This window comes from Vulcanisaeta sp., from assembly GCF_049966235.1.
GTDB classification, from domain to species: Archaea; Thermoproteota; Thermoprotei; order Thermoproteales; family Thermocladiaceae; genus Vulcanisaeta; species Vulcanisaeta moutnovskia.
The window spans coordinates 1-20419 of sequence record NZ_JBMFVA010000017.1 but is presented as its reverse complement, the minus strand read 5'-3'; the positions used below and the strand labels follow the sequence as shown (position 1 = coordinate 20419).

Below are 20419 nucleotides of genomic sequence, written 5' to 3'. Positions count from 1 at the left end.
AATCAACGTAGCTAAACACCTGCCACAATCTAACTTTTACACTATAAATTAAAATTACAACCTTTATAAGAAACCGCAATATAAATCAAGAACAGTATGTCCAAGAAGGAGAAGAAGGAAGAGGGAAAGAAGGAAGAGAAGAAGGAAAAGAAGAAATAAGCCGATACGTTAGTTACGAAATCGATACTCATTAAAAATAAATCTATATTTTCTTCCCTTTAATCTTCAATAATTTCCTAAGTCACTATGAATAAATAAAAATAATACCTAAAATAATTGCCTTGGCCAGCCATACACCCAGCCACGGCATAACTCCCCTTCTGTACCATTCGTCTAAGGCCCTACCCGGACCTCACCCGTGGAGATCACAGGTCCCTATTTGGGCCATTATCCCCTGACGACCTCTCGATCGGCGGGTTGCCCCGCGGGGATCCACGGTATTGTGGGGAAGTTTCCTCAGACGAGCCGTTGCCGGGCTCGCCCGGTTATTGGCCGTGGCTGAGTGTATGGCCGCAGACTAATTATTGCCTTGCCCGATATAAAACTTATTCCATTCGATAATGGTTTTGTACCTTTCATATGCTGAAATCTTATTAAACCCTTAATGCCAGTTCGATTTGAATGAGTAAATACATCTACCCGGATGCCATTATTGCGACTGCTGGTCATGTGGATCACGGTAAGACCACCCTAGTTCACGCGCTTAGTGGCGTTTGGGTTGCTAGGTATAGTGAGGAGATTAAGAGGGCCATGACTGTTAAGCTTGGCTACATAACAATTGGCCTTTATGAGTGCCCATCAATGGAGGGTGAGTTTAGGATAATTAGTGATGGTTTGCTTAAGGATGGTAAGTGCCCTAATGGTGATGAACCTGCACTTAAGAGGAAGGTGTCAATACTTGATGTGCCTGGCCACGAAGTCCTAATAAGCACCATGATATCCGGTATTTCCTACATAGATGCCGCTCTCCTAGTGATTGATGCATCAATGCCAGTACCTCAGCCACAGACTGAGGAGCACTTCACGGCATTGACGATAATGGGCCTTAACAAATTAATTGTCGTTCAGAACAAGCTCGACCTAGTGAACAAAGAGCAGGCGCTTGAGAATTATAAGCAAATTAAGCAGTTTCTTGGTAATACGTGGGCCAAGAACTCGCCGGTAATACCCATATCCTCACTACATAAGGTCAATATAGAGGTCATATCCACATTAATCGATAAGCTAGTACCACCTAGGGAGGCCTCTGGTGGTGATTTCAGGATGTTTGTCCTTAGGAGCTTCAACGTTAATAAGCCAGGCACTTCACCAGATAAGTTGGTTGGTGGTGTGCTTGGTGGTACGGTTATTAAGGGCTCAGCAAAGGTAAATGATGAAATCGAGATAAGACCAGGCCTTAAATTGGGTAATAAGTATGAACCGATAATCACAAGGATCGTTAGCATAGCAATCGGTAATGAACGTATTGAGGAGGCTAGACCAGGTGGCTTAGTGGGTATTGGTACGGAGCTTGATCCGGCGTTAACGAAGGCTGACTCTCTCGTTGGTAGTGTTGTTGGTAAGCCTGGCACATTACCACCTGTATGGAGTGAGTTAACCCTTGAGTTTCATAGGATTGAGAAACCTGGTGATCAAGCGTTAAGGGATGTGACGTTTAAGCCCAGGGATATTGTAATGGTGCATGTGGGTTCAGCAGCAGTGATGGGTATTGTGAAGGGATTCCATGGTGGTAAGCTCGATATAACGTTGAGGAAGGCGGTCTCTACAGAGCAGAATTCCAAGGTGGTCATTACTAAGCAGGTTAATAATAGATGGAGGATTGTTGGTTATGGAATACTTAAGGATGGTAATGCGGTCCTTGAGTGAGTTTTAATGGATTTTAAAATAGAGTGTGCAGTCTTTGACACTAGTGCGTTATTACTTATGTTTACTGAGGGTGTGCGAGTAATTGACCAGGTCCTTAAAATTATCAATACACTAGTAATACCGGTAATACCATACCCAGTATTTAATGAGTTGGTAAAGTTGAGTAGGGGTAGGCCTAGGACAGCTAGGGCGTCAAGTAACGCCCTTAATTACGTTATTAATAACTTCTCAATTGCTAAGACTGATGGCTCACCAGATGATTCTGTAATCGAGGTGTCTAGGGCGTATGGTTGTGTTGCCGTGACATGCGACATGAAGTTACTAAGGAGGCTGAGAAATGCGGGTGTTAGAACGATTTATTTAAGGGCGAGTTCAGGTAGATTAGAGGCTGATTTTGAGTAAGGTGATTATGCCGTAACTAGGTATTTGCTGTACTCCCAATCAGTTATTACATTCCAAGTCCTTTCCCAGGGGCCAACCCTAGTTAGGTAATCCTCCCACTCATTCTGTTTAGCCCTCAGGTACGCATTCATCAAATCACTTGGAAACTCACTAAATAGGAAGCTTTTAGAAAGCTCCTTAAGCGCATCCTCCAATGTAGTCGGTGTTTCCAAGGTATTGACTAATTCATACGCCACATCCTCTGTCGGTGATGGTGGCTCCCTCCTCTCCTCAAAACCCCTCAGTATCGTCTTTATCATAGCTGCGAAGGCTAGGTATGGGTTCATGCTTGGGTCCGGGTGCCTATACTCAATCCTGTTTATCCTCATTTTATACTGCGGTATCCTAACCATGGCACTCCTATTTGCATAACCCCAAACAATCCTAGTCGGTGCCTCATAATGAGGCACTAACCTCTTGTATGAATTAACGAGTGGGGCAACAAAACTGCTTAATGCCCTTGCATTGTCCAGTATTGAACTTATTGCGTAGCCGCACTCCTCAGTTATCTTCCCCGTATTACTTAGGAATAGGTTCTCGCCATTCCTCCAAACACTAATGTGCGTGTGGGCACCACTACCGTTAACACCCCAGAAGGGCTTTGGCATGAATGTGGCTATTAAGCCGTATTTCTTCGCCATGTCCTTAGCCATAATCTTAAAGTATATCATTTGATCTGCAAGTCTTAATGGATCAATAGCACCTATGTTTATTTCATACTGGCTTGGGGCAACCTCATGGTGAATCTTGGTGTAGTTAATTCCTGCCTTAGCTATTGCCGTTATTAGTTCCTTCATGAATCGAGATTGCGCCGTAGTATTCCAACCATCAAAGTAAATACCAGAATCTGCAAAGACTGGTTTACCACCATCTTCCTTAACCACGAAGAACTCAACCTCAACACCCATTAGGAAATTATAACCCTTAGACTTGGCTTGCTCAAGCGTGTCGTTAAGAATCCTCCTTGGGTCAAGTAGTGATGGTTTATTGGCTATGTCGGAAACCATTGTGAATACGTCAGCCACCTTACCATCCTGCCAATACTCCACGTACACAGCCCTTGGATCCACATATGCAATGAAGTCGCTTTTATTCACTGTTGAGTATGATGGTATTGATGAAGCATCAAAGGGCATTCCATCAATGAATAGGTCCTTGGCCATGTCTATCGGGACTATTTCTGACCTTGGCGCACCATTGATGTCAACTATTATGAACTTGACATACTTTATGCCCGAGGCCTTTAGGATTCTCCATAAATCGCTTGGTTCGATTTCTAGGTTATTAGTGGGCACGAATAATGTGCAAAAGGAGTTTTTTAAGCTTTATTCTTATTATACTTAGTCTTACCATGATTATATATAGAATAAGGGCATTAATAAGTATATTAAATAACCCTAAGCCACTGAACAATGCGGTAATTATTTCGGTCTTGAAACCATGACCCATTTAAAGGAAAGCAAAAGGTTTTATTAATGGGTTTCCTTAGTTGGCGTTGATATGATGCAAATAAAACTTGGATTTGAGGAGTGGCGTAAATTGGGTAAGGAGATTGAGAGGATTGCTCAGAATGAGGAGCTTGAGTTAATCATTAGTATGACCTTTGGTTTTAGTGGTGTTGAAGGCAATGAGGGGGAGAACGAGGAGGAAGAGGGAGTTGAGGAGGGGCATGAGCATCATCACCATCACATAACGGAATTACCTAAGGAAGTTATTGAGGAGCTTGGTTATTTCATGGACACATTAAGGACTAAGTATAATGCGAAGATGGACCATCATGTACATGGTGATCATGCGGGTGTTGTGGCTTCAATAATGATTAATGGTAAGGATGCCATTAGCATATTTAGGAATATAATTGATGATGCCAGGAACTGCGAGAACTGTATCCTGGCCGGCATTGATGGGGAGCTTCACCTTGGTAATGATGTTAGTGTAATATTCTTTGGCGATAGTTATAAGTTGACATTCATATTACCGGCGCAGGATGGCAGGCGATTAATAATTAGTGAGGTAAATACCTAGGGTTTAACACCGAGGTAAATCTCAATATACCTCCTCATTGTGTTATAATCAACGGCACCAATTACCCTATAAACCTCCTCACCATTCCTAAGCAATATCGTGGTTGGTATGGACATGACACCATACCCAGCAGCCACCTCTGGGTACTCATCAACATCAACTCTACCAAAGAATACCTTACCAGCAAATACCTGGGCTAACTTATTAAGTATGGGCTCCATTATTCGGCATGGTACGCACCAATCAGCGTAGAAATCAATCACGGACACAAGGCATTTCTTAATCATTGAGTTTAGATTATTATTATCAAGAGATATGATGCCGGTAGGACACATTACTGACTTAGCGCCTATTGACTGCTCCTTGGTACTCATTAACATCCTCCTATACATACGTTCAATTAATTCCCGCTCCTCGTCACTCATTCAATCAATAGAATATTATGCCTTTAAAAACCACTAGCGCCTATTCATTAATTACTGACTATGGCTATGAATACGTAATGCCATACACCTTACCAATATTATCTACACAAATCCTATATAGGAAATCATCATTAATAATACCATTAACCACGTAACCCCTCAACTTCTTAACCAAGGTCCACGGCGGTATCACGGCGCCTGGCCTCTTTGGATCATCAATGAAGTCACTCTCCACAACAAAACTCGGCCCATGCTTAACGGCATCCTCAAACTCTCCTCTCCTACCCATGGGTATTGATGGCATTACGTTACTATTATATGCTGTGTCAATGGTTACGGGCTCTGCATGATGCATAACAACGCTATAGGGCCTATTACCCACCCTCCTCATCATATCCGTGATTGACAACGCTGTCCTAACACCATTCCTCTCCAGGTGTAGGTGCAAAACTGCGTTAACGTCCTTAGCAACCCTAAACGCATATTCTATTAGCTCGTTGAAGAAATTAACAACGTCATTAGGCGCCTCCCAATGAGGTCTACCAATCTCACCAATCCCCACGGCCTTACCCTCCCTAACATACTCAGCTGCCAAGTCGATGCCCTTCTCCATGAATTTACGTACATCCTCCCTGGACCAACCCCTCCTAAGTAATTCATAACCCTCAGCTGGGTGTAAGCCGACAATGGCTACGGACTTAACACCCTCCTCATTAATTATCCTGGTGGATTCCACGGTTATATCGTACATCCTCCTAACACTATCAAGATCCCCAGGTGTTAACCCCAGGCTCCAGGTTAATAGGGCTACTATTACGATGAACTTACCACCCTCCCTCCTAAACCTCCTGGCCAACTCCCTAGGGCCCATACCGATTACTGGGTTTGTATGTGCATGGTTATCGCAGAGTGGTAAGTCCTTATTCCGCATAGTCATTATGAGTTCATGTTTTTATTAGCCTAAATTAATAATCCTTCCGTAGTGTTACTCGGTAATCAATTATTGAATGCCCTAAGGGATCTCGGCATTCACAGACTGTGCATACCCCGTAAACTCAAATGCAATTATTACTTACCGCAGTGCATTGCCGTGAATTTATTGTTAGGTAAGTACGTACTTTGCCTAGGTGGTTTTGGTGGTAATGTTATTTCGAGAATTAATGACCTAGAGATACTATCGTTATTATCAATGGGGGCATTACCATGCGATGCCTACCTAGCCAAGCCAAGTGATTGTACGGCATCACTGGACCTACTCATGGATATTCCCCAGAAGCCTCGCTTCATAGTTGATCTATCCCTTTGGAATGAACATACGGATTCCGAGAAGAACGAACTCATAGAGCAGGTATTAACCTCAATAAATACAATAAGGAGATACCTCTGGGACTCTAACCTGGAATTAACGAGTACGCCTAGTGAGTTTCTCGAGAGAATCGGCAAATTTGCTAGGGGATTTAGGCACGGTGTAGTTATTAGACGGGATAAACCGATTATTCATGATAACGCCGTAATGCTTGACCCGGAGGGTGATTGCGTACTTAGTGAGCAATTAATTACGAGGATCTCCACCTTCGTGATAGGCGGTATTGTTGATAAGGAGAGGAGGATTAAGGATGGGACAAGTAGGTTGTATGGATTGTTGGGATTAAGTGTACCTAGGTGTAGGATTGAGCTTAGGGGCTCGGTGATTGGCGTCCCTGATAGGATAAATAAGATAATTGAAATAATATTAATAGCACTCCTTGAGACGGGCAGTATTGAGAAGGCAATAATTAGGATGATGTCAAAAAGAGATAGGGTGAATAGGCTGTTCTATGAATTCCAGAGGGCGGCCTATAGATTACGTGGGGAGGGTAGCACCGTGTTCGTGATACCAAGGTCCATGATTAACAGGATTAATTGGGTCAATGCTTCCGATAAGGAAGTGGAACTTGTGTTGAGGAAATCCCATATTTACGTGATTGATGATGAGGAATTAAGTAAGTACTTATTACTTGGTATGGCTAGGCCTGGCCCTCTAACGGGTAAGTACGTAAGTAAAGCATAAAAACTAATAGGTGTTTTGACGATCAATTATGCCAAGACCAGCATTAAGGTCAAGGAAATTAAGGAGGACGCAAACCAGGACGCCAGGCGGTAGACACGTGGTTCATTATAAAAAGAAATTCGCATCTAAGCCTAGATGCGCCATCTGTGGTAGGCCACTGCAGGGCATTGATGAGACCAGGATTAAGACAAGGCATGTTGCTGGTTTAACCGTGTCAAGGCCATACGGTGGTTACATTTGCCATAGGTGTTTGGCATTGGCTCTTAGGATGGCTGTACGTTTATCAGCGACGTGATTAAGATGGGCGTTATAGCCATTAGTGGACAAGCAGCTAGTGGAAAGACCACAGTGGCTAGGGAATTAGCTAATAGGCTGAATTATAGGTTTGTGTCCATTGGTGAGTTGTTTAGGAAAATCGCTATTCAGAGGGGTGTTTCATTGCTTGAGCTTCATAGGATTGCGGAGACCGATTTTAGTATTGATAGGGCCGTTGATGAGGAGACAATCAGGGAGGCTAGGAAGGACAATGTAGTTATTGAGGGCCATCTAGTTGCTTGGATACTTAGGGATGTGGCTGATGTACGTATTTACTTAAAGGCCGACATTAAGGCTAGATCCCAGAGACTGTCGACTAGGGATGGTAAATCAATTGAGGAGGCGCTGAATGAGATTAGAGCACGTGAGGAATCAAATAGAAAGAGGTACCTGGTCATTTATGGAATTGACATAAATGATTTATCGCTTTTTGACCTTATTATGGATACTACGTATGTAGATGCCCGTAAGGTCGTTGATATAATCTATGACTATGCATATAACGTATTGCATAATAAGGGTAGGTTTTAGTTATTAACTTAATTAGTGATTACTAACCAATTACCTTCCTATACATGCGCAGCCAGGTATAAATTGACTCGCCGCCAGCCACGTACTTGTCCTTCATGAGTCTGTAGGCTGATACGTAGCCCTTATAGACGAGGTATGCATAGTAACTGTTGAGTTTTGCCTTAATTACGTTTGGTTTATCTGACTTAGCCATTAGGAGCGCCATGTGATACGCATAGTATTCCCTGGTCTTTACATCACCATTCCACCACTTGTCGTATAAGGTGTCGAGAAAGCCCAGGTACTCATCAATCTTGTCCTTGAATGGATCCCTTGCATACTTCGTCAGCACGTCCTTCAATTCATCCTTCCATGTCCTTACCTCCTTAGGTTGTATAACGCTCATCAAAGTAATTAATTGTTTTTCTTTCTATTTAAATCTTTCTCTTTTTCATCCAAAGAGAAAGTGATTGCGGCACTCTCAATTACTTAATAATAGGCTTGTTTTAACCCCTGAATTGCTTAATAAATATTGTACTGCTTGGTATGAGTACTTAGCTATAATTTTTAGTAATGTATATGATAAGTAACCTAATTTATAAACAACGTAGCCCCCTATATACAGTAACTCGCTTACTTGCTTATTACCAATACTGAGTATATACGCCTTTAACTCAGTCTTAAAGGGTGCGACTATTGAGTATATTAGGGCTAGGGCGACTATTATCAGTAATATCTCGAAGAATATCCTAACCGCACTCATACTAATTACCCATGTTTATTCCTAGAAATAAATTAATTAAATATTTTGATTGAATATAGGATGTCGCATCATAGGTAGAATGCTATTGATGCATAGCCCACGGTTTCTAACGTATATCCACTAGTATCACCAGACGTAGCGTGCCTGAGGAGGATAACGTTCCTAACACCAAGTTTCTTAGCTGCAATTATTGCCGTTGCGATGGCGCCATAACCGCAGGCTGATACGTCATAACGCTCAATAGCATCGAAGAACGAATCCTCATCAAGCCTAAGGACTGGGTCGATAGCCCTCATGTCCTTTTCCGTTGTTATTTCATGAGGTTCATAGTGATTCCAATCACTTGAGGCTACATAAACTATGGAGCCAAGTTCATGACCCGAGATTACATCAGCTATTGCATTACCAAGATCCCTAGCAACCTCCTTCGTCTGTCTCCAAATGATTATTGGCACGATCTTCACGTCATTACCGAATATATATTGAATAAAGGGTAATTGAACCTCAATAGAATGCTCCTGAGTGAAGGCGTACACGTCAGGTTCCAGGTACTTAACCCTGCTCATTAATTCCTTAGTCACATCCGAATCAACCTCAACCACTCCAAGTGGCGTCTCCCAAGTACCTTCTGGATATATAGCCACTGGCGCACCAACGCCATAGTGATTAGGTCCAATTAATATGAAGGTCTTTGGTTTGTGAAACCTATAGATCTCGACGAAGGACATGGCGGCTACAGGGCCTGAGTATATATAACCAGCATGTGGAACTATTACAATTGGTACGGCCTTATACCCCTCACGGGGCTGCCTAATCAGTTGACCTGGCCCTAGTGAGTGACTTATCGACCACTCAATCTGCTTAATTAATTTATCCTTATCAGCCTCATAGAATGCACCTGCAACCGCTGGTTTACGCACCCGAACCATACAGTGATTTAGACTAGACCGGAAAATAAACGCTTTACTTTATAATGATTAGGCAAATAATCAGTGTTTTATTGGGTAATTCCCTCAAGCGATACCTTGACCTCGAATTCTTCAGGTGATACGGGCAGGTCCTCATTCTCCTTCAGCTCGCCTCTAATCCTAAGTACCTGCCTAGCCAGTAACCAGTAAACTAGGGCTAGACTTCTTCTTCCCTTGTTATTGCATGGTATTATTAGGTCTACATAGGATATTGGCGTGTCAGTATCCACAAGAGCAATGACTGGTATACCCATTGTGGCCGCTTCTTCAATTGCCTGCGCATCTGCCTTCGGGTCTGTGGATATGAGTAAGTCAGCCTCTATGTAGTGGTTAAGGTTTGGGTTTGTGAATGTTCCTGGTATGAACCTACCCGTTATTGCCTTGCACTTAACGAACTTGCAGAACATCTCCACAGGCTTGAAGCCGTATGGCTTAGCCGAGTATGCAACTACCTTCTCGGGGTCATACATGGCGATCATCTTAGCTGCAATCCTAATTCTCTCATCAATCTTCCTCAAGTTAAGTATCCTAAGCCCATCAGGTCTTACTGAGAATACAAAACCTCTCCTCTGCAGATATGCATTTGACACCCTAGTACCAAGCCTAACACCAGCCGCTAGGTAACGCTCAATGGCAATCAATAATTCCTCCTGTGGTGGAACCGGAGCTAATCCCTCCTCACGTGTCTCCTTACGTTCCTCACCCATTGAGAACTACGGTGAAGAATCTGATTAATAAGTATTTCACCACTGAGCACTCACGGTATATCATAGAGAACTAATGCCTAAGTCTCTGGGTCAGTGTTTGATTCATCCTGGCAGCCTTACCAATGTAATCCTGAATCCTAATCAACTCATTGAGCTTAGTAATCCTCTCACCACCAAGTACTCCGCTCTTAATTATTGGTGCTCCAAACCCAACAGCTATGTGAGCCAGCGTCTCATACTCAGTGTCCCCAGACCTATGGGATACCACTGGTACGTAGCCGTTGGATACGGCTAACCTAACGGCTTCCCAAGCCCTCGATAATGTCCCTATTTGGTCGGGCTTTATTATTATGGCATTTGCAGCACCCTCCTTAATACCCCTCGATAACCTGGATGGATTAGTTGTGAATAAGTCATCACCAACGATTAGGCACTTGTCGTTAACGGAGTCCGTTAATTCCGCGAAGGATTGGAAGTCCTCCTCATGGAATGGATCCTCAACATAAATAAGTCCGTACTTATCAATCAATCCCTTAACAAACTCAAGCTGTTCCTTAGGTGTTCTCGAGACTCCCTCATTTGTATATACGTACTTCTCACCATTCCAGAGTGTCGATGCGGCCATATCAACGCCAATACCTATTTCAAAACCCACCCTACTACTGACCTCCTTAACGGCCCTACTCAGGATATCCAATGCGGTATTCGTTGAAATCCTTGCTGACCAGGCTCCTTCGTCATTACGACCGCCCGTGAACGTTGGATCAGCCTTAACCAACTCCTTAAAGACAGTCCTATGGACCTCAATGTTTGCCTTAAGTGCCATGTAAATGTCTGGAGCTCCGTATGATAATACGAGGAATTCCTGAATATCAGGGCCAAGGCCACGGCTATGCTTACCACCACCAATAACATTACCCAGTGGGTATGGTAAATCCCTCGCATTAGCGCCACCGAGGTGTTGATAAAGCGGTATTTCCAACGCGTTAGCAGCCGCCCTTGCCACGGCCATTGAAGTGGCTATGGCCACCGCACCACCAATTCTAGAGAAGTTCTCTGTACCATCAATTTCCTCAAGCCTAGCATCTACCTCACCCTGTATTGACGCGTCCAGACCCATTAGGTCAGGCGCAACGTTTTTCTCAAACGTACTTATTGCAAGATCAACATTGTCATTGGGGAAGTAAACAACTTCATGAGAACCCCTTGAGGCACCGGCAGGTGCTGCTGCTCTACCATAACCATCCGTTAAGTAAACCTCAACCTCAACAGTCTCCTCACCCCTTGAATTAAAAATCTTCCTGATACCCAAGTCCTCCATTGTAGTGTCCGGCATAAATCTCAAGTAATTAATGCGATCCAGTATTAATGCATTATTGTATGCAAGTATACGTTTACTTTACGTATACATCTCATTTACTTAAGAATAGCCTTAACAAAATCAATAAGTGGATATAACGTATCGGAATTAATTACGATCCTCGCCGCATTGGCAACCTCCTCATTAACAGGATTATAGGCTATGGAATACCTAGCCCTCCTGAGCATTGGTAAGTCCATATCACTATCACCAACGGCCATCACATAATCCCAATCAAGCCCCAGCCTATTAATTAGATCATTAACTATGTTCTTATTCTCTACATTAACCTTAACAGATATTAATGAGTCATCATTATCAAGCACTAACTCATTACTAATGAAGTAATTAATATACTCCCTAATGGGGATTCCCGTGTAATTCAAGCCACCGCTTACGGCTATTACCAATACGTCATTATCCCTAAGGAATTTTAGTAATTCCAGTGTACCTCTCCTTAGGGTTACAGGGACCTCGACCCAGCTCCTCGGTACACCCATCCAGAGAAGCGCATCGACAAGTGCCCAATCCCTATAATTAATAAGCCCTGATATGTAGGCCTCCCTGTTCAATGAAGCCCATTCCTCGGTGCCGAGTACTCTATGTAGGTGCTGCCATGCTGACCTGAAGTACGTTAGAACTCCATCAACATCAAGTATCGCAGCCCTAATCATCACTCAACACCAATACTCACGCCCTTAATTAGTAATTTAATTATGAGAAGTCCATTCCTATACTCCGCGTGGGAGCCTTCCACGGTGACTGACACAGGCAACTCCCTAATGAGTAGGTACTTCCTATTGTTACCCTCAGCCTTAATGAAGAGTTTATCATCATCGAGAAGTTTTACGATTATACTCTCCTTACTAACGCCTGGAACTTCCACCTCAGCAATTACGTGATCACCCTCAATCCTAATCACGTGCTTAGGCTCCCTATATTCACCATGCTCAGGTATTTCCCAATTACCCAAGTCAATCCTAATTGCTATATTCATGTTTCTTCATTAAGTCTTGCATAAAAGCGTTTTTAAAGGCATAATACGTCATTCTCGAGTATGCCCATTGACTTCAGGGATTGGTCCTCAGGTGCGATAACGACACTTGAGATGCGTGTTATAGATAGGAATGCTGCCTACATGGGTGTTGATAGGCACGTACTCATGGAAAATGCGGGCAGGTCTGTGGCCACTACGGTTATTGAGAGGTACCCGAAGGTCCGGAGGATACTTGTTGTTGCTGGATTGGGCGATAATGGTGGTGATGGTATTGTGGCTGCCAAGTACCTGCATTCATGGGGCAGGGAAGTTAAGGTGGTTCTCCTGGGTCGCATTAGTGATGCTAGGGAGGAGCTTGTTGTGGATAATTTAGGAATTCTTAGGGGACTAAACATAGAGATAATGGAGGCCCCAACGCCCTATGACTTACTTGCCTACCAAGACATTTTTCATCCATGGGCTGAGGTAATAATCGACGCAATAATAGGGACTGGGATAAAGGGTGTTCTTAGGGAGCCGCAGGCCACGGCTATTGAGTTAATTAATAAGTCATCGGCGTATAAGGTGGCTGTTGACATACCCAGTGGGTTGGACCCTGACACTGGTGAGGTTAGGGATATTGCGGTTAAGGCGCACGTCACCGTAACAATGCACAGACCGAAGGTTGGCCTGATTAAGGAGGGCGTTTCCCAGTATGTTGGCGATTTAGTGATTGCTGATATAGGTATTCCCGAGGAGATAGAGCATATAATTGGCCCTGGAGACTTATACTACCTGGGTTATGCCAGAAAACCTGATTCTAAGAAGGGTGATAATGGCCGTGTACTATTCATTGGCGGTTCCAGGGAGTTCACCGGCGCCATTTACCTAGCGGCTAGGGCGTCGCTTAGGACTGGTGTTGACTTGTCGATAGTCATGGCCCCAAGGGATGTGGCTAGGGATATCAGGGCTCATGATCCAAGCATAATAGCGATACCTCTTGATGGTGACTACCTAATGCTTAATCATGTGGATCAAATAATGGAGCAGGTCGGTAAGTCCCATGTGATAGCCATCGGCCCTGGGCTTGGGCTTAGGGAGGAGACTATGAAGGCTGTTGTTGAGTTGGTTTCTAGGGCTGTTGATGTTGGTAAGAAGGTAGTAATTGATGCTGATGCCATTAAGGCGATTGGTGAGTTGAAGAGGCAGGACTTAATCACAAAAAATGTTATTGTAACTCCACACGCTGGTGAGTTTAAGTGGTTGACTGGAATAGACGTGACTAAGGAGGGGAATACATGGTCGAAGGCTTTGATGGTGCGTGATGTGGTTAAGTCTTCATTGAGGGGTGGCATCGTCCTGCTTAAGGGTAATGTTGATGTAATAACTGATGGGCAGAGGTATAAGGTTAATTTCACTGGTAATCCTGGGATGACCGTTGGAGGTACTGGGGATGTACTCACTGGCGTTGTTTCAGCATTAATGATTAAGGTTCAGGATCCACTTGAGGCAGCTGCAATTGGCGCCTTCATAACGGGACTTGCAGGTGACTTGGCGGCTAAGGACCTTGGTTATCACATAACACCCACTGATGTTATAGAGAACATACCCAAGGTATTTAGGAGGTTAGTGAGTGTTGATGAGATCGTTAACTCATCAATTCATCCACAAGCCCTAAGACTGATTGGTTAGGCATTACTTATCAGAAGCCTGGAAGCTCATCAATTACTGGTCAGGGTCCACCATGATCATCACTTGGATTTATACTATAATCGTTAAATTATTAAACTTACGCTAATGGTGCATTTACTACCCTTTTACTCCGTGGTGAATGTTCACGCTTACCTCTCTCACGGGTTTTCTTAATGTCCAGGGCAATGTCCAATGGGTTGTAGGTTATTGTTACGTTTACAGCATCACCATCGGTGCAAGCGACAATGTGTATCTTTGGATCATTAATTAGTAGCACTTCACAGTCAAAGTCTAGGTTTCCATAATCACCAGTTAATTGCTTCCTTAGGGCTAACCACAGCGTTTTTCTTATCACTATTGTTTCCCTTATCATTCTATTTCAATAATTCAACTCCAGATAAATAAAAGTTTCCCCTCAATTCTTCAAAAACATACTAAGTAAAGATTAATTTTGTTCTTGATGCAGATTGCGATTAATCCTACGAGACCTGTAATGAGTGAAATGTTTATTCCTAAGGTAACTAGATTTATGTTCAATGAATAGTAAATTGATTGGTAGGAGGATCCATACAGACACTGGCGCATTATCGCTATTAATAACTAATTACCTATTTTCCTTAATAACCCTATTAATTATCGAGAAATACCAAGTTAACATCACTAGGTTAACTCTAACGGCAGGCCTTGCCTTATTGAATATCATGAGCCTCGTGAGAGCTCATCTAGGCTTGGCTTCCAGGAGAGGTTTACGTGATTACTTACTATTCCTAATAAACACAGCCCCATACCTAGTGCTTATTCCGTACCTGGGAATTTGGTTATTGATACCCCTAACACCACTTGCATTATTCATGACTGAGGTAGTGCGTAGGAAGGGTAGGTCTGTGGTAACCAATGTTTCTGGAACTGCGCTAATAGCATCGACATACTTGGCGTGGTACATCCTCATGGGCGGTGATTTGGTGGCTAAGGTAATAGTGGCGTCGTTAGCATGGATTATTTACCACGCGTTCTCTGCGCTGTACGTGGAGGGTAAGTTACCGTTTAGGCAGGGTGTTAAGCCATACCACTCATCACTTCTTTGGTTCATAAGCCTGCCAGCCCTGGCCTACGGACTTTACACCGCTGATGGATTATTGTCTTTAATTGTGCTTATTGAGCCGACGATTAGGGCGTTTATTGCCGTTAGGGAAGGTAAATTACCGATGAATGATTTGAGGCGTAGTATTAGGAGGATTGGTATTTGTTTATTAATTGAATCACTGGTCTTAGCTGGTTTAATACTGGTCCTTGTCTATGGATTACCATGATCATCCCTGATAGAGAATCACGCCGGAGTACCAATTAAGGGTTGAGCCTGGTGCCTGAATTACTAATTTCCAACATGGGTAATTACTAATACTTGCAGTTATTGTCTCTGAGGTTGTTGATATTGCTGAGTATACTGGAGTACTTATTTGTGTACCGGGTACTGTGTAGCAGTAAATAGTTACATTACCGCCGGCTGGAATACTTAGGTTTATAAGCAGGGTCTCCACAAGCGTTAAATTACTGAACATAAATAATGTGTAGGTCTGTTGTATTACCATGTAAGGCGCGCCATACAGTTGATAATACATAACCGTCCTACCTGTTATTTCATTAAGTAAATTAATGATCTTAGTATTATTACTGGCCACATAATTACTAACATTAGTTATAGCATTATATATCGAATTCCCCACATTATTTATTGTTGATGTGACGTTTACTTCAATATTACTTTGAGTCGTTTTAATCGAGTTAATGATTGTTGAGTTTACCCTAGATAATGCGTTAATTACCTTAGTATTACTACGGTTTACCGCATTTATTATATTTGTCGTATTAACACGTTGATAATAATAAATATTCTCTAGATTCATGATTACCAAACCTAAGTGGTCATATATGCTCCTTGTGTAATTTAATACCGATCCTATTGTTAGGTTAATCGGTACAAGGTACTGTTGTTGCATTGTGTTTTCCTGAGTCAGTATGTTGCCTGTATTCGTCATTATGGGATTAAGATAAATAATTATTGATATTGCTAACAACACAATTACTATCGCTAGTAACACCAGGGTATACTTGGTGTCCCATGCCATACATTAGATAATTAATACCTCGAATTTATATGAGTTGCTGAGGGTTAAATGGGTTTACCCAATTGTTATGGTATTGTGACTTATAGAGAAATAGTTATAAGGACATAAGTAGTAATAGGTCTAATGGGACCGAGCGCATTAGATGAGGTTGATCAAATCCTCCGAAGTAAAATGAGTGATGAAATGTATCGAAGATTAATGAACATAAGGAATCCCGAACTCCACAAGTTTATAGCCTGGGCAATAGACCTCTGTAAACCCGACTCCGTGTTTATAAACACGGGTAGTTCCGAGGATTTCGACTACATTAGGAAGAAGGCCATAGAAATTGGTGAGGAAATGCCACTGAAGATTCCTGGGCATACTGTGCATTTCGATAGTCCCTACGACCAGGCTAGAGCCCGTGAAGACACGGCCATATTGCTACCTGGTGGTCAGAAATTGCCCTTCATAAGGACTAAGGATCGTGATGAGGGATTGAAAGAAATGTACTCACTACTCAACGGTATAATGAAGGGTAGGGAAATGCTCGTTGGCTTCTACTCACTTGGACCCAAGGGCTCGCCATTTAGTATATTGGCTGTTCAAATAACGGATTCATACTACGTAATGCATAATGAGAACATACTCTATAGGGCTGCCTATGATGAGTTCGTTAGACAGGGTGAGAGGGCTAGGTTCCTTAGGTTTCTTCATTCTCAGGGAGAATTGAATGAAATGAAACAAAGCAAAAACATTAAGCAGAGGAGGATTTACATAGATCTTCCCGGCGAGACCGTATACTCGGTGAATACGCAATACGGCGGTAACAGCATTGGTCTCAAGAAACTGGCCCTTAGGCTCACGATTAAGAGGGCTATGGAGGAGGGCTGGCTCAGTGAGCACATGTTCCTGATCGGTGTTGAAGGGCCTAATGGCAGGGTCACATACTTCACTGGGGCGTTTCCCTCGTACTCAGGCAAGACATCAACTGCGATGATCGGCAGGTTACTTGGGGATGACCTGGCATTCCTAAGGAATGTCAATGGTGAGGTTAAGGCAGTAAATCCTGAAGTGGGTGTTTTTGGCATTATTGAGGGTATAAATCCCATTGATGATCCATTAATATATGAGGTACTAACCAGGCCTAATGAGATAATATTTTCCAATATATTGATTACAGAGAATGGTGAGGTTTACTGGAATGGAATGGGCAAACCAGAGCCTGAGAGGGGTATTAATTACACGGGTAAGTGGTGGAAGGGTAAGACGGATGAGAAGGGTAATCCAGTACCACCATCACATCCGAATGCCAGGTTCACGGTATCATTAAAGGCATTTAAGAACCTGGATCCAGCCTATGATGATCCTAATGGTGTTGTCGTTGGTGGAATAATCTTCGGTGGCAGAGACCCCGACACACTGGTGCCTGTCTTTGAATCCTTTAATTGGGAGCATGGTGTAGTAACGATAGCCGCATCACTTGAGTCGGAGAGGACGGCAGCCGTGATAGGCAAACCCGGCGAGAGAGAGTTTAACCCAATGGCTAACCTGGACTTTCTGTCTGTGGATCTTGGTGTTTACATATCGAATTACCTAAAGTTTGGTGAGGTGCTTACAAGGCCTCCGAAGATATTCGGCGTTAATTACTTCCTTAGGGATGAACAAGGAAGATTCCTAAATAGTAAGGAGGATAAGAGGGTCTGGCTTCAGTGGATGGAGAGGAGGATCCATAACGAGCTTAATGCCATAACGACACCCATAGGCTATATACCGAGGTATGAGGACTTGAGGATATTGTTCAGGGAGGTACTCAATAGGGATTATGGGCTTGAAGACTACACGAAACAATTCGCAATAAGGACCACTAAGCTCCTTGAGAAGATAGATAGGATTTGGAAGATATACTCGGAAATACCAACAATACCGAAGAGGTTCTTTGAGGTGCTTGAGGAACAGAAACAAAGATTACTGGACGCCAGGAGTAAGTATGGTGATGTAATACCACCACAAAAGTTTGAGTGATTATAGGACATTAATTCATTCATTCAAAACCATTAATTTATATCGAGAACCACTAAGATTAGCCGCAGCATTTATTACCTGCAACTCGCTCTTTGTGGCCAGTGTTACTGCACGCCCCTTTCTATCAAGCCTTGCGGTCCTACCTATCCTGTGAATGTAAGTTTCTGGGTTGTTCGGTACATCGAAATTAATTATTAACCCCACATCAATTATGTCTAAACCCCTAGAGGCTAAATCCGTAGTTACTAATACGATATTTCCATCCTCATCCCTAAACCTTCTTAATACTCTCTCCCTCATGTACTGTTTCATGCCGCCATGAAGTAACAACGCATAGTACTCCCGGGACAACTGTCTATGAAGTTTATACGCCCTCTCCCTAGTGTTTGTAAAGACTATGGACTTACCCGCTAACTCCTTCGTCATAACGCTATATTTCTCACCCCAAAATCCATTAATTAAGTACACAATCTGCTCCACATGTGGTAATTCATACTCGTGACTACCCGTCCTTAAGAAGACGGGATTTCTCATAATACTACGCAATAACTCATACACCTCCCTGGGCAGTGTCGCAGTGGCAGCATAGGCTTGTTTCCTATTGTGAGCTAGGCTCGATATTACACGAACATCATCTATAAAACCCATATCCAGCATCCTATCCACCTCATCAATAACGAAGTAATTAACACGACCTAAATCAATGTAAGACTTCCTCACCAAATCTAGTAATCGACCAGGCGTCGCCACAACAAGAGATGCATCCCTTACAGAGCTTATTTGCTCATCATAAGGCACACCACCATAAACAACAGCATGCCTAAACCCAAGGTACTTATTGAAGTAGGTAAATTGCGAAGCAACCTGAAGCGCCAACTCACGGGTTGGCACGATGACCAAGGATTCCGTCACCTTACCAACCATGGAATTCATGATAGGCAGTAGGTAGGCTGCAGTCTTACCACTACCTGTTCGAGCCTGCATGGCAATATCAACACCCTTTAAAGCCCTGGGAATAACCAAACACTGAATCTCTGTAGGTCTCTCAAATCCAAAATCAAAAAGGGCCCTTCTAAGCTCTTCCCTCAGTTCGTTAAATACCCCATTCATTCAGCACCGATAAACTGGGTATTAATAAAACGGAGCATAGAAGAATCCACGTATCCTGGAGTAATGCAATGATTATGGCGCAAATATAAATATCTGGGTGTGAATTAATACTGGCGTAAATGGCATCGCGATGGTACGCTAGGGCTGAGCGGTATAAGGCATTAAGTCAGGACATGCTTAATAGGGGCGGGCTTCTATCCAGAGACTTGTTTCTTTGCCCAGCAGGCCGTTGAATTCTATCTTAAGGGAAAACTCATAGAACTAACAGGATCAAGACTATACACACATTCAATAATCGCATTGCTAAATCAGGTAGTTTCCATACTCAATAAGCCCCTAAGCAACGACATCATTAAGTGCGCCAAGCTCCTTACCGCCACTTTAAAGTCTTGCTTTTTTAGGTTTCGCATTCTTCGAATATTATCATGCATATCTTTTTTCCTCTTAGTTTCTTTAGTGTCTCCACGTTGCCCACGTATATGTATACGTATTCTCCGCCTGGTATCTTCTTTACAGTTATTGTCCCAGTGGCCAGTATTGGCATGATTCTCCTAACTAAACTTTTTATATAAATCTAACTCTAGAGAAAGGCTTATTAGGGTTAGGTTAGGAAGCCCCTTAATGACCGCTGGTGGTGATGGGGTTCTGACCTTGGCTGTGGCATGGAAGGTCAGCCCGGAGCCAGCGGTCATTGACTTGCTCAGGAGGTACAGAACAGCCCTGAACCTCTCAATCCAAGTCCTAATAGCTAATAGGGTTACGAGCATGGGTAAAGCCCACGCCTTGCTCTATGATTGGTTGAAATCAACCTTCAACCTACCGTCTAGGGTAGCCATGGATTGTTACCGTGAAGCATTGAGCATCGTTAAGGCGTGGCTTAGGAACCCTAACCGCGGTAAAATACCGAGGGTCAAGACCCTTAGGATGTGGCTTACTCCCAATGTAGGCTATAGGGTCAAGGGTGATTACGTGGAAATAATTGGTGGTTACAAGCTCAAGGTAATTGGTAGGGACCCTAGGTATGGCGAGTACCCCAACCGTGAGGCGAGATTGGTCTATAGGAATGGTGAGTTGTATCTCA

The 20419-nt window shown here is 43.1% G+C and carries 23 protein-coding genes and 2 pseudogenes; 11 read left to right on the top strand and 14 right to left on the bottom strand.

Features of this window, described 5'->3' with window-relative positions; genetic code table 11:
- The first annotated feature begins 621 nt into the window (after nucleotides 1-621).
- Both ACP5L5_RS09090 and ACP5L5_RS09085 read left to right on the top strand, forming a co-directional pair.
- Nucleotides 622-1866, top strand: coding sequence for a translation initiation factor IF-2 subunit gamma (locus ACP5L5_RS09090; protein WP_428763229.1), 1245 nt, complete (start codon nucleotides 622-624; stop codon nucleotides 1864-1866).
- A 6-nt stretch (nucleotides 1867-1872) separates the two neighbouring features.
- Complete coding sequence (locus tag ACP5L5_RS09085) at nucleotides 1873-2268, top strand: PIN domain-containing protein (RefSeq protein ID WP_428763226.1); 396 nt, start codon at nucleotides 1873-1875, stop codon at nucleotides 2266-2268.
- 5 nt (nucleotides 2269-2273) lie between these two features.
- Here ACP5L5_RS09085 and ACP5L5_RS09080 read toward each other — a convergent pair whose 3' ends face one another.
- Nucleotides 2274-3602 (bottom strand): glutamine synthetase family protein, encoded by a 1329-nt coding sequence (locus tag ACP5L5_RS09080; RefSeq protein WP_428763224.1) that lies wholly within the window; start codon nucleotides 3600-3602, stop codon nucleotides 2274-2276.
- 205 nt (nucleotides 3603-3807) lie between these two features.
- Here ACP5L5_RS09080 and ACP5L5_RS09075 point away from each other — a divergent pair, with 205 nt between their 5' ends.
- Nucleotides 3808-4332 (top strand): hypothetical protein, encoded by a 525-nt coding sequence (locus ACP5L5_RS09075; protein WP_013604937.1) that lies wholly within the window; start codon nucleotides 3808-3810, stop codon nucleotides 4330-4332.
- Here the strand turns inward: ACP5L5_RS09075 and ACP5L5_RS09070 are convergent.
- Together ACP5L5_RS09070 and ACP5L5_RS09065 are read right to left on the bottom strand one after the other, a co-directional pair.
- Nucleotides 4329-4757, bottom strand: a complete 429-nt coding sequence (locus ACP5L5_RS09070; protein ID WP_273303027.1) for a thioredoxin domain-containing protein — start codon at nucleotides 4755-4757, stop codon at nucleotides 4329-4331. The genes ACP5L5_RS09075 and ACP5L5_RS09070 overlap by 4 nt on opposite strands.
- Before the next feature lie 64 nt (nucleotides 4758-4821).
- Complete coding sequence (locus tag ACP5L5_RS09065; protein ID WP_428763267.1) at nucleotides 4822-5688, bottom strand: TatD family hydrolase; 867 nt, start codon at nucleotides 5686-5688, stop codon at nucleotides 4822-4824.
- 51 nt (nucleotides 5689-5739) lie between these two features.
- Here ACP5L5_RS09065 and trm10 point away from each other — a divergent pair, with 51 nt between their 5' ends.
- Genes trm10 through cmk form a run of 3 tightly spaced genes read left to right on the top strand, consistent with a single transcriptional unit; the run spans nucleotide 5740 to nucleotide 7653 of the window.
- Nucleotides 5740-6807 carry a tRNA (adenine(9)-N1)-methyltransferase Trm10 gene (gene trm10 / locus ACP5L5_RS09060; RefSeq protein ID WP_428763222.1) on the top strand — a complete coding sequence of 356 codons (1068 nt, stop codon included), beginning with the start codon at nucleotides 5740-5742 and terminating at the stop codon, nucleotides 6805-6807.
- Nucleotides 6808-6835: 28 nt separating this feature from the next.
- Complete coding sequence (locus ACP5L5_RS09055) at nucleotides 6836-7102, top strand: 50S ribosomal protein L34e (RefSeq protein WP_428763220.1); 267 nt, start codon at nucleotides 6836-6838, stop codon at nucleotides 7100-7102.
- Nucleotides 7103-7107: 5 nt separating this feature from the next.
- A complete protein-coding gene (gene cmk, locus ACP5L5_RS09050; protein WP_428763218.1) occupies nucleotides 7108-7653 on the top strand; it encodes a (d)CMP kinase in 546 nt (181 codons plus the stop codon).
- 22 nt (nucleotides 7654-7675) lie between these two features.
- Here the strand turns inward: cmk and ACP5L5_RS09045 are convergent, their stop codons facing one another.
- The 7 genes from ACP5L5_RS09045 to ACP5L5_RS09015 form a co-directional block, all read right to left on the bottom strand.
- Complete coding sequence (locus ACP5L5_RS09045) at nucleotides 7676-8038, bottom strand: hypothetical protein (protein WP_428763216.1); 363 nt, start codon at nucleotides 8036-8038, stop codon at nucleotides 7676-7678.
- Between the two features lie 75 nt (nucleotides 8039-8113).
- Entirely contained in the window at nucleotides 8114-8395 is a 282-nt protein-coding gene (locus tag ACP5L5_RS09040; protein ID WP_428763214.1) for a hypothetical protein, read from the bottom strand.
- A gap of 68 nt (nucleotides 8396-8463) precedes the next feature.
- On the bottom strand, nucleotides 8464-9324 hold the full coding sequence (gene amrB / locus ACP5L5_RS09035; RefSeq protein WP_048056967.1) for an AmmeMemoRadiSam system protein B: 861 nt from the start codon (nucleotides 9322-9324) through the stop codon (nucleotides 8464-8466).
- A 68-nt stretch (nucleotides 9325-9392) separates the two neighbouring features.
- Nucleotides 9393-10070, bottom strand: a complete 678-nt coding sequence (gene rpsB, locus ACP5L5_RS09030) for a 30S ribosomal protein S2 (RefSeq protein WP_428763212.1) — start codon at nucleotides 10068-10070, stop codon at nucleotides 9393-9395.
- Nucleotides 10071-10140: 70 nt separating this feature from the next.
- Nucleotides 10141-11406, bottom strand: a complete 1266-nt coding sequence (gene eno / locus ACP5L5_RS09025) for a phosphopyruvate hydratase (protein WP_428763210.1) — start codon at nucleotides 11404-11406, stop codon at nucleotides 10141-10143.
- Nucleotides 11407-11486: 80 nt separating this feature from the next.
- The gene (locus ACP5L5_RS09020) at nucleotides 11487-12104 is read right to left on the bottom strand and encodes an HAD family hydrolase (RefSeq protein WP_428763208.1); all 618 of its coding nucleotides are present in this window, start codon (nucleotides 12102-12104) and stop codon (nucleotides 11487-11489) included.
- Nucleotides 12104-12427 carry an Hsp20/alpha crystallin family protein gene (locus ACP5L5_RS09015; RefSeq protein ID WP_013604949.1) on the bottom strand — a complete coding sequence of 108 codons (324 nt, stop codon included), beginning with the start codon at nucleotides 12425-12427 and terminating at the stop codon, nucleotides 12104-12106. The genes ACP5L5_RS09020 and ACP5L5_RS09015 overlap by 1 nt, the downstream gene beginning before the upstream one ends.
- Nucleotides 12428-12487: 60 nt before the next feature.
- Here ACP5L5_RS09015 and ACP5L5_RS09010 point away from each other — a divergent pair, with 60 nt between their 5' ends.
- Nucleotides 12488-14098: an NAD(P)H-hydrate dehydratase gene (locus ACP5L5_RS09010; RefSeq protein ID WP_428763206.1), complete on the top strand. Its 1611-nt coding sequence runs from the start codon at nucleotides 12488-12490 to the stop codon at nucleotides 14096-14098.
- A 97-nt stretch (nucleotides 14099-14195) separates the two neighbouring features.
- Here the strand turns inward: ACP5L5_RS09010 and ACP5L5_RS09005 are convergent, their stop codons facing one another.
- The gene (locus ACP5L5_RS09005; RefSeq protein WP_013604951.1) at nucleotides 14196-14471 is read right to left on the bottom strand and encodes a hypothetical protein; all 276 of its coding nucleotides are present in this window, start codon (nucleotides 14469-14471) and stop codon (nucleotides 14196-14198) included.
- 163 nt (nucleotides 14472-14634) lie between these two features.
- Between ACP5L5_RS09005 and ACP5L5_RS09000 the strand changes: the two genes are divergently transcribed.
- Entirely contained in the window at nucleotides 14635-15408 is a 774-nt protein-coding gene (locus ACP5L5_RS09000) for a hypothetical protein (protein WP_013604952.1), read from the top strand.
- Here ACP5L5_RS09000 and ACP5L5_RS08995 read toward each other — a convergent pair whose 3' ends face one another.
- Complete coding sequence (locus ACP5L5_RS08995; RefSeq protein ID WP_428763204.1) at nucleotides 15409-16224, bottom strand: hypothetical protein; 816 nt, start codon at nucleotides 16222-16224, stop codon at nucleotides 15409-15411. It abuts the gene before it with no gap.
- Between the two features lie 123 nt (nucleotides 16225-16347).
- On the opposite strand from ACP5L5_RS08995, the gene ACP5L5_RS08990 reads away from it, so the two are divergent.
- Nucleotides 16348-18228: a phosphoenolpyruvate carboxykinase (GTP) gene (locus tag ACP5L5_RS08990; protein WP_428763202.1), complete on the top strand. Its 1881-nt coding sequence runs from the start codon at nucleotides 16348-16350 to the stop codon at nucleotides 18226-18228.
- Nucleotides 18229-18243: 15 nt separating this feature from the next.
- Here the strand turns inward: ACP5L5_RS08990 and ACP5L5_RS08985 are convergent, their stop codons facing one another.
- Nucleotides 18244-19338 carry a DEAD/DEAH box helicase gene (locus ACP5L5_RS08985; protein WP_428763200.1) on the bottom strand — a complete coding sequence of 365 codons (1095 nt, stop codon included), beginning with the start codon at nucleotides 19336-19338 and terminating at the stop codon, nucleotides 18244-18246.
- Nucleotides 19339-19518: 180 nt separating this feature from the next.
- Between ACP5L5_RS08985 and ACP5L5_RS08980 the strand changes: the two are divergent.
- Nucleotides 19519-19653: pseudogene (locus tag ACP5L5_RS08980) on the top strand (HEPN domain-containing protein); the annotation flags it as partial.
- 82 nt (nucleotides 19654-19735) lie between these two features.
- Here the strand turns inward: ACP5L5_RS08980 and ACP5L5_RS08975 are convergent.
- The gene (locus ACP5L5_RS08975; RefSeq protein ID WP_428763198.1) at nucleotides 19736-19882 is read right to left on the bottom strand and encodes a hypothetical protein; all 147 of its coding nucleotides are present in this window, start codon (nucleotides 19880-19882) and stop codon (nucleotides 19736-19738) included.
- Nucleotides 19883-19959: 77 nt separating this feature from the next.
- Here ACP5L5_RS08975 and ACP5L5_RS08970 point away from each other — a divergent pair.
- Nucleotides 19960-20419, top strand: a pseudogene (locus ACP5L5_RS08970) (RNA-guided endonuclease TnpB family protein); the annotation flags it as partial.

Bases quoted from the DNA above. Each gene is read 5' to 3' on its own strand.
- ACP5L5_RS09090 (WP_428763229.1), top strand. From the start codon at position 622: ATGAGTAAATACATCTACCCGGATGCCATTATTGCGACTGCTGGTCAT.
- ACP5L5_RS09015 (WP_013604949.1), bottom strand. From the start codon at position 12,427: ATGAATATAGCAATTAGGATTGACTTGGGTAATTGGGAAATACCTGAG.
- ACP5L5_RS09075 (WP_013604937.1), top strand. From the start codon at position 3,808: ATGATGCAAATAAAACTTGGATTTGAGGAGTGGCGTAAATTGGGTAAG.
- ACP5L5_RS09055 (WP_428763220.1), top strand. From the start codon at position 6,836: ATGCCAAGACCAGCATTAAGGTCAAGGAAATTAAGGAGGACGCAAACC.
- ACP5L5_RS08990 (WP_428763202.1), top strand. From the start codon at position 16,348: ATGGGACCGAGCGCATTAGATGAGGTTGATCAAATCCTCCGAAGTAAA.
- ACP5L5_RS09005 (WP_013604951.1), bottom strand. From the start codon at position 14,471: ATGATAAGGGAAACAATAGTGATAAGAAAAACGCTGTGGTTAGCCCTA.
- ACP5L5_RS09085 (WP_428763226.1), top strand. From the start codon at position 1,873: ATGGATTTTAAAATAGAGTGTGCAGTCTTTGACACTAGTGCGTTATTA.
- ACP5L5_RS09045 (WP_428763216.1), bottom strand. From the start codon at position 8,038: ATGAGCGTTATACAACCTAAGGAGGTAAGGACATGGAAGGATGAATTG.
- ACP5L5_RS08975 (WP_428763198.1), bottom strand. From the start codon at position 19,882: ATGCCAATACTGGCCACTGGGACAATAACTGTAAAGAAGATACCAGGC.
- eno (WP_428763210.1), bottom strand. From the start codon at position 11,406: ATGCCGGACACTACAATGGAGGACTTGGGTATCAGGAAGATTTTTAAT.
- ACP5L5_RS08995 (WP_428763204.1), bottom strand. From the start codon at position 16,224: ATGGCATGGGACACCAAGTATACCCTGGTGTTACTAGCGATAGTAATT.
- ACP5L5_RS09065 (WP_428763267.1), bottom strand. From the start codon at position 5,688: ATGCGGAATAAGGACTTACCACTCTGCGATAACCATGCACATACAAAC.
- cmk (WP_428763218.1), top strand. From the start codon at position 7,108: ATGGGCGTTATAGCCATTAGTGGACAAGCAGCTAGTGGAAAGACCACA.
- ACP5L5_RS09020 (WP_428763208.1), bottom strand. From the start codon at position 12,104: ATGATTAGGGCTGCGATACTTGATGTTGATGGAGTTCTAACGTACTTC.
- ACP5L5_RS08985 (WP_428763200.1), bottom strand. From the start codon at position 19,338: ATGAATGGGGTATTTAACGAACTGAGGGAAGAGCTTAGAAGGGCCCTT.
- ACP5L5_RS09010 (WP_428763206.1), top strand. From the start codon at position 12,488: ATGCCCATTGACTTCAGGGATTGGTCCTCAGGTGCGATAACGACACTT.
- amrB (WP_048056967.1), bottom strand. From the start codon at position 9,324: ATGGTTCGGGTGCGTAAACCAGCGGTTGCAGGTGCATTCTATGAGGCT.
- rpsB (WP_428763212.1), bottom strand. From the start codon at position 10,070: ATGGGTGAGGAACGTAAGGAGACACGTGAGGAGGGATTAGCTCCGGTT.
- ACP5L5_RS09070 (WP_273303027.1), bottom strand. From the start codon at position 4,757: ATGAGTGACGAGGAGCGGGAATTAATTGAACGTATGTATAGGAGGATG.
- ACP5L5_RS09000 (WP_013604952.1), top strand. From the start codon at position 14,635: ATGAATAGTAAATTGATTGGTAGGAGGATCCATACAGACACTGGCGCA.
- ACP5L5_RS09040 (WP_428763214.1), bottom strand. From the start codon at position 8,395: ATGAGTGCGGTTAGGATATTCTTCGAGATATTACTGATAATAGTCGCC.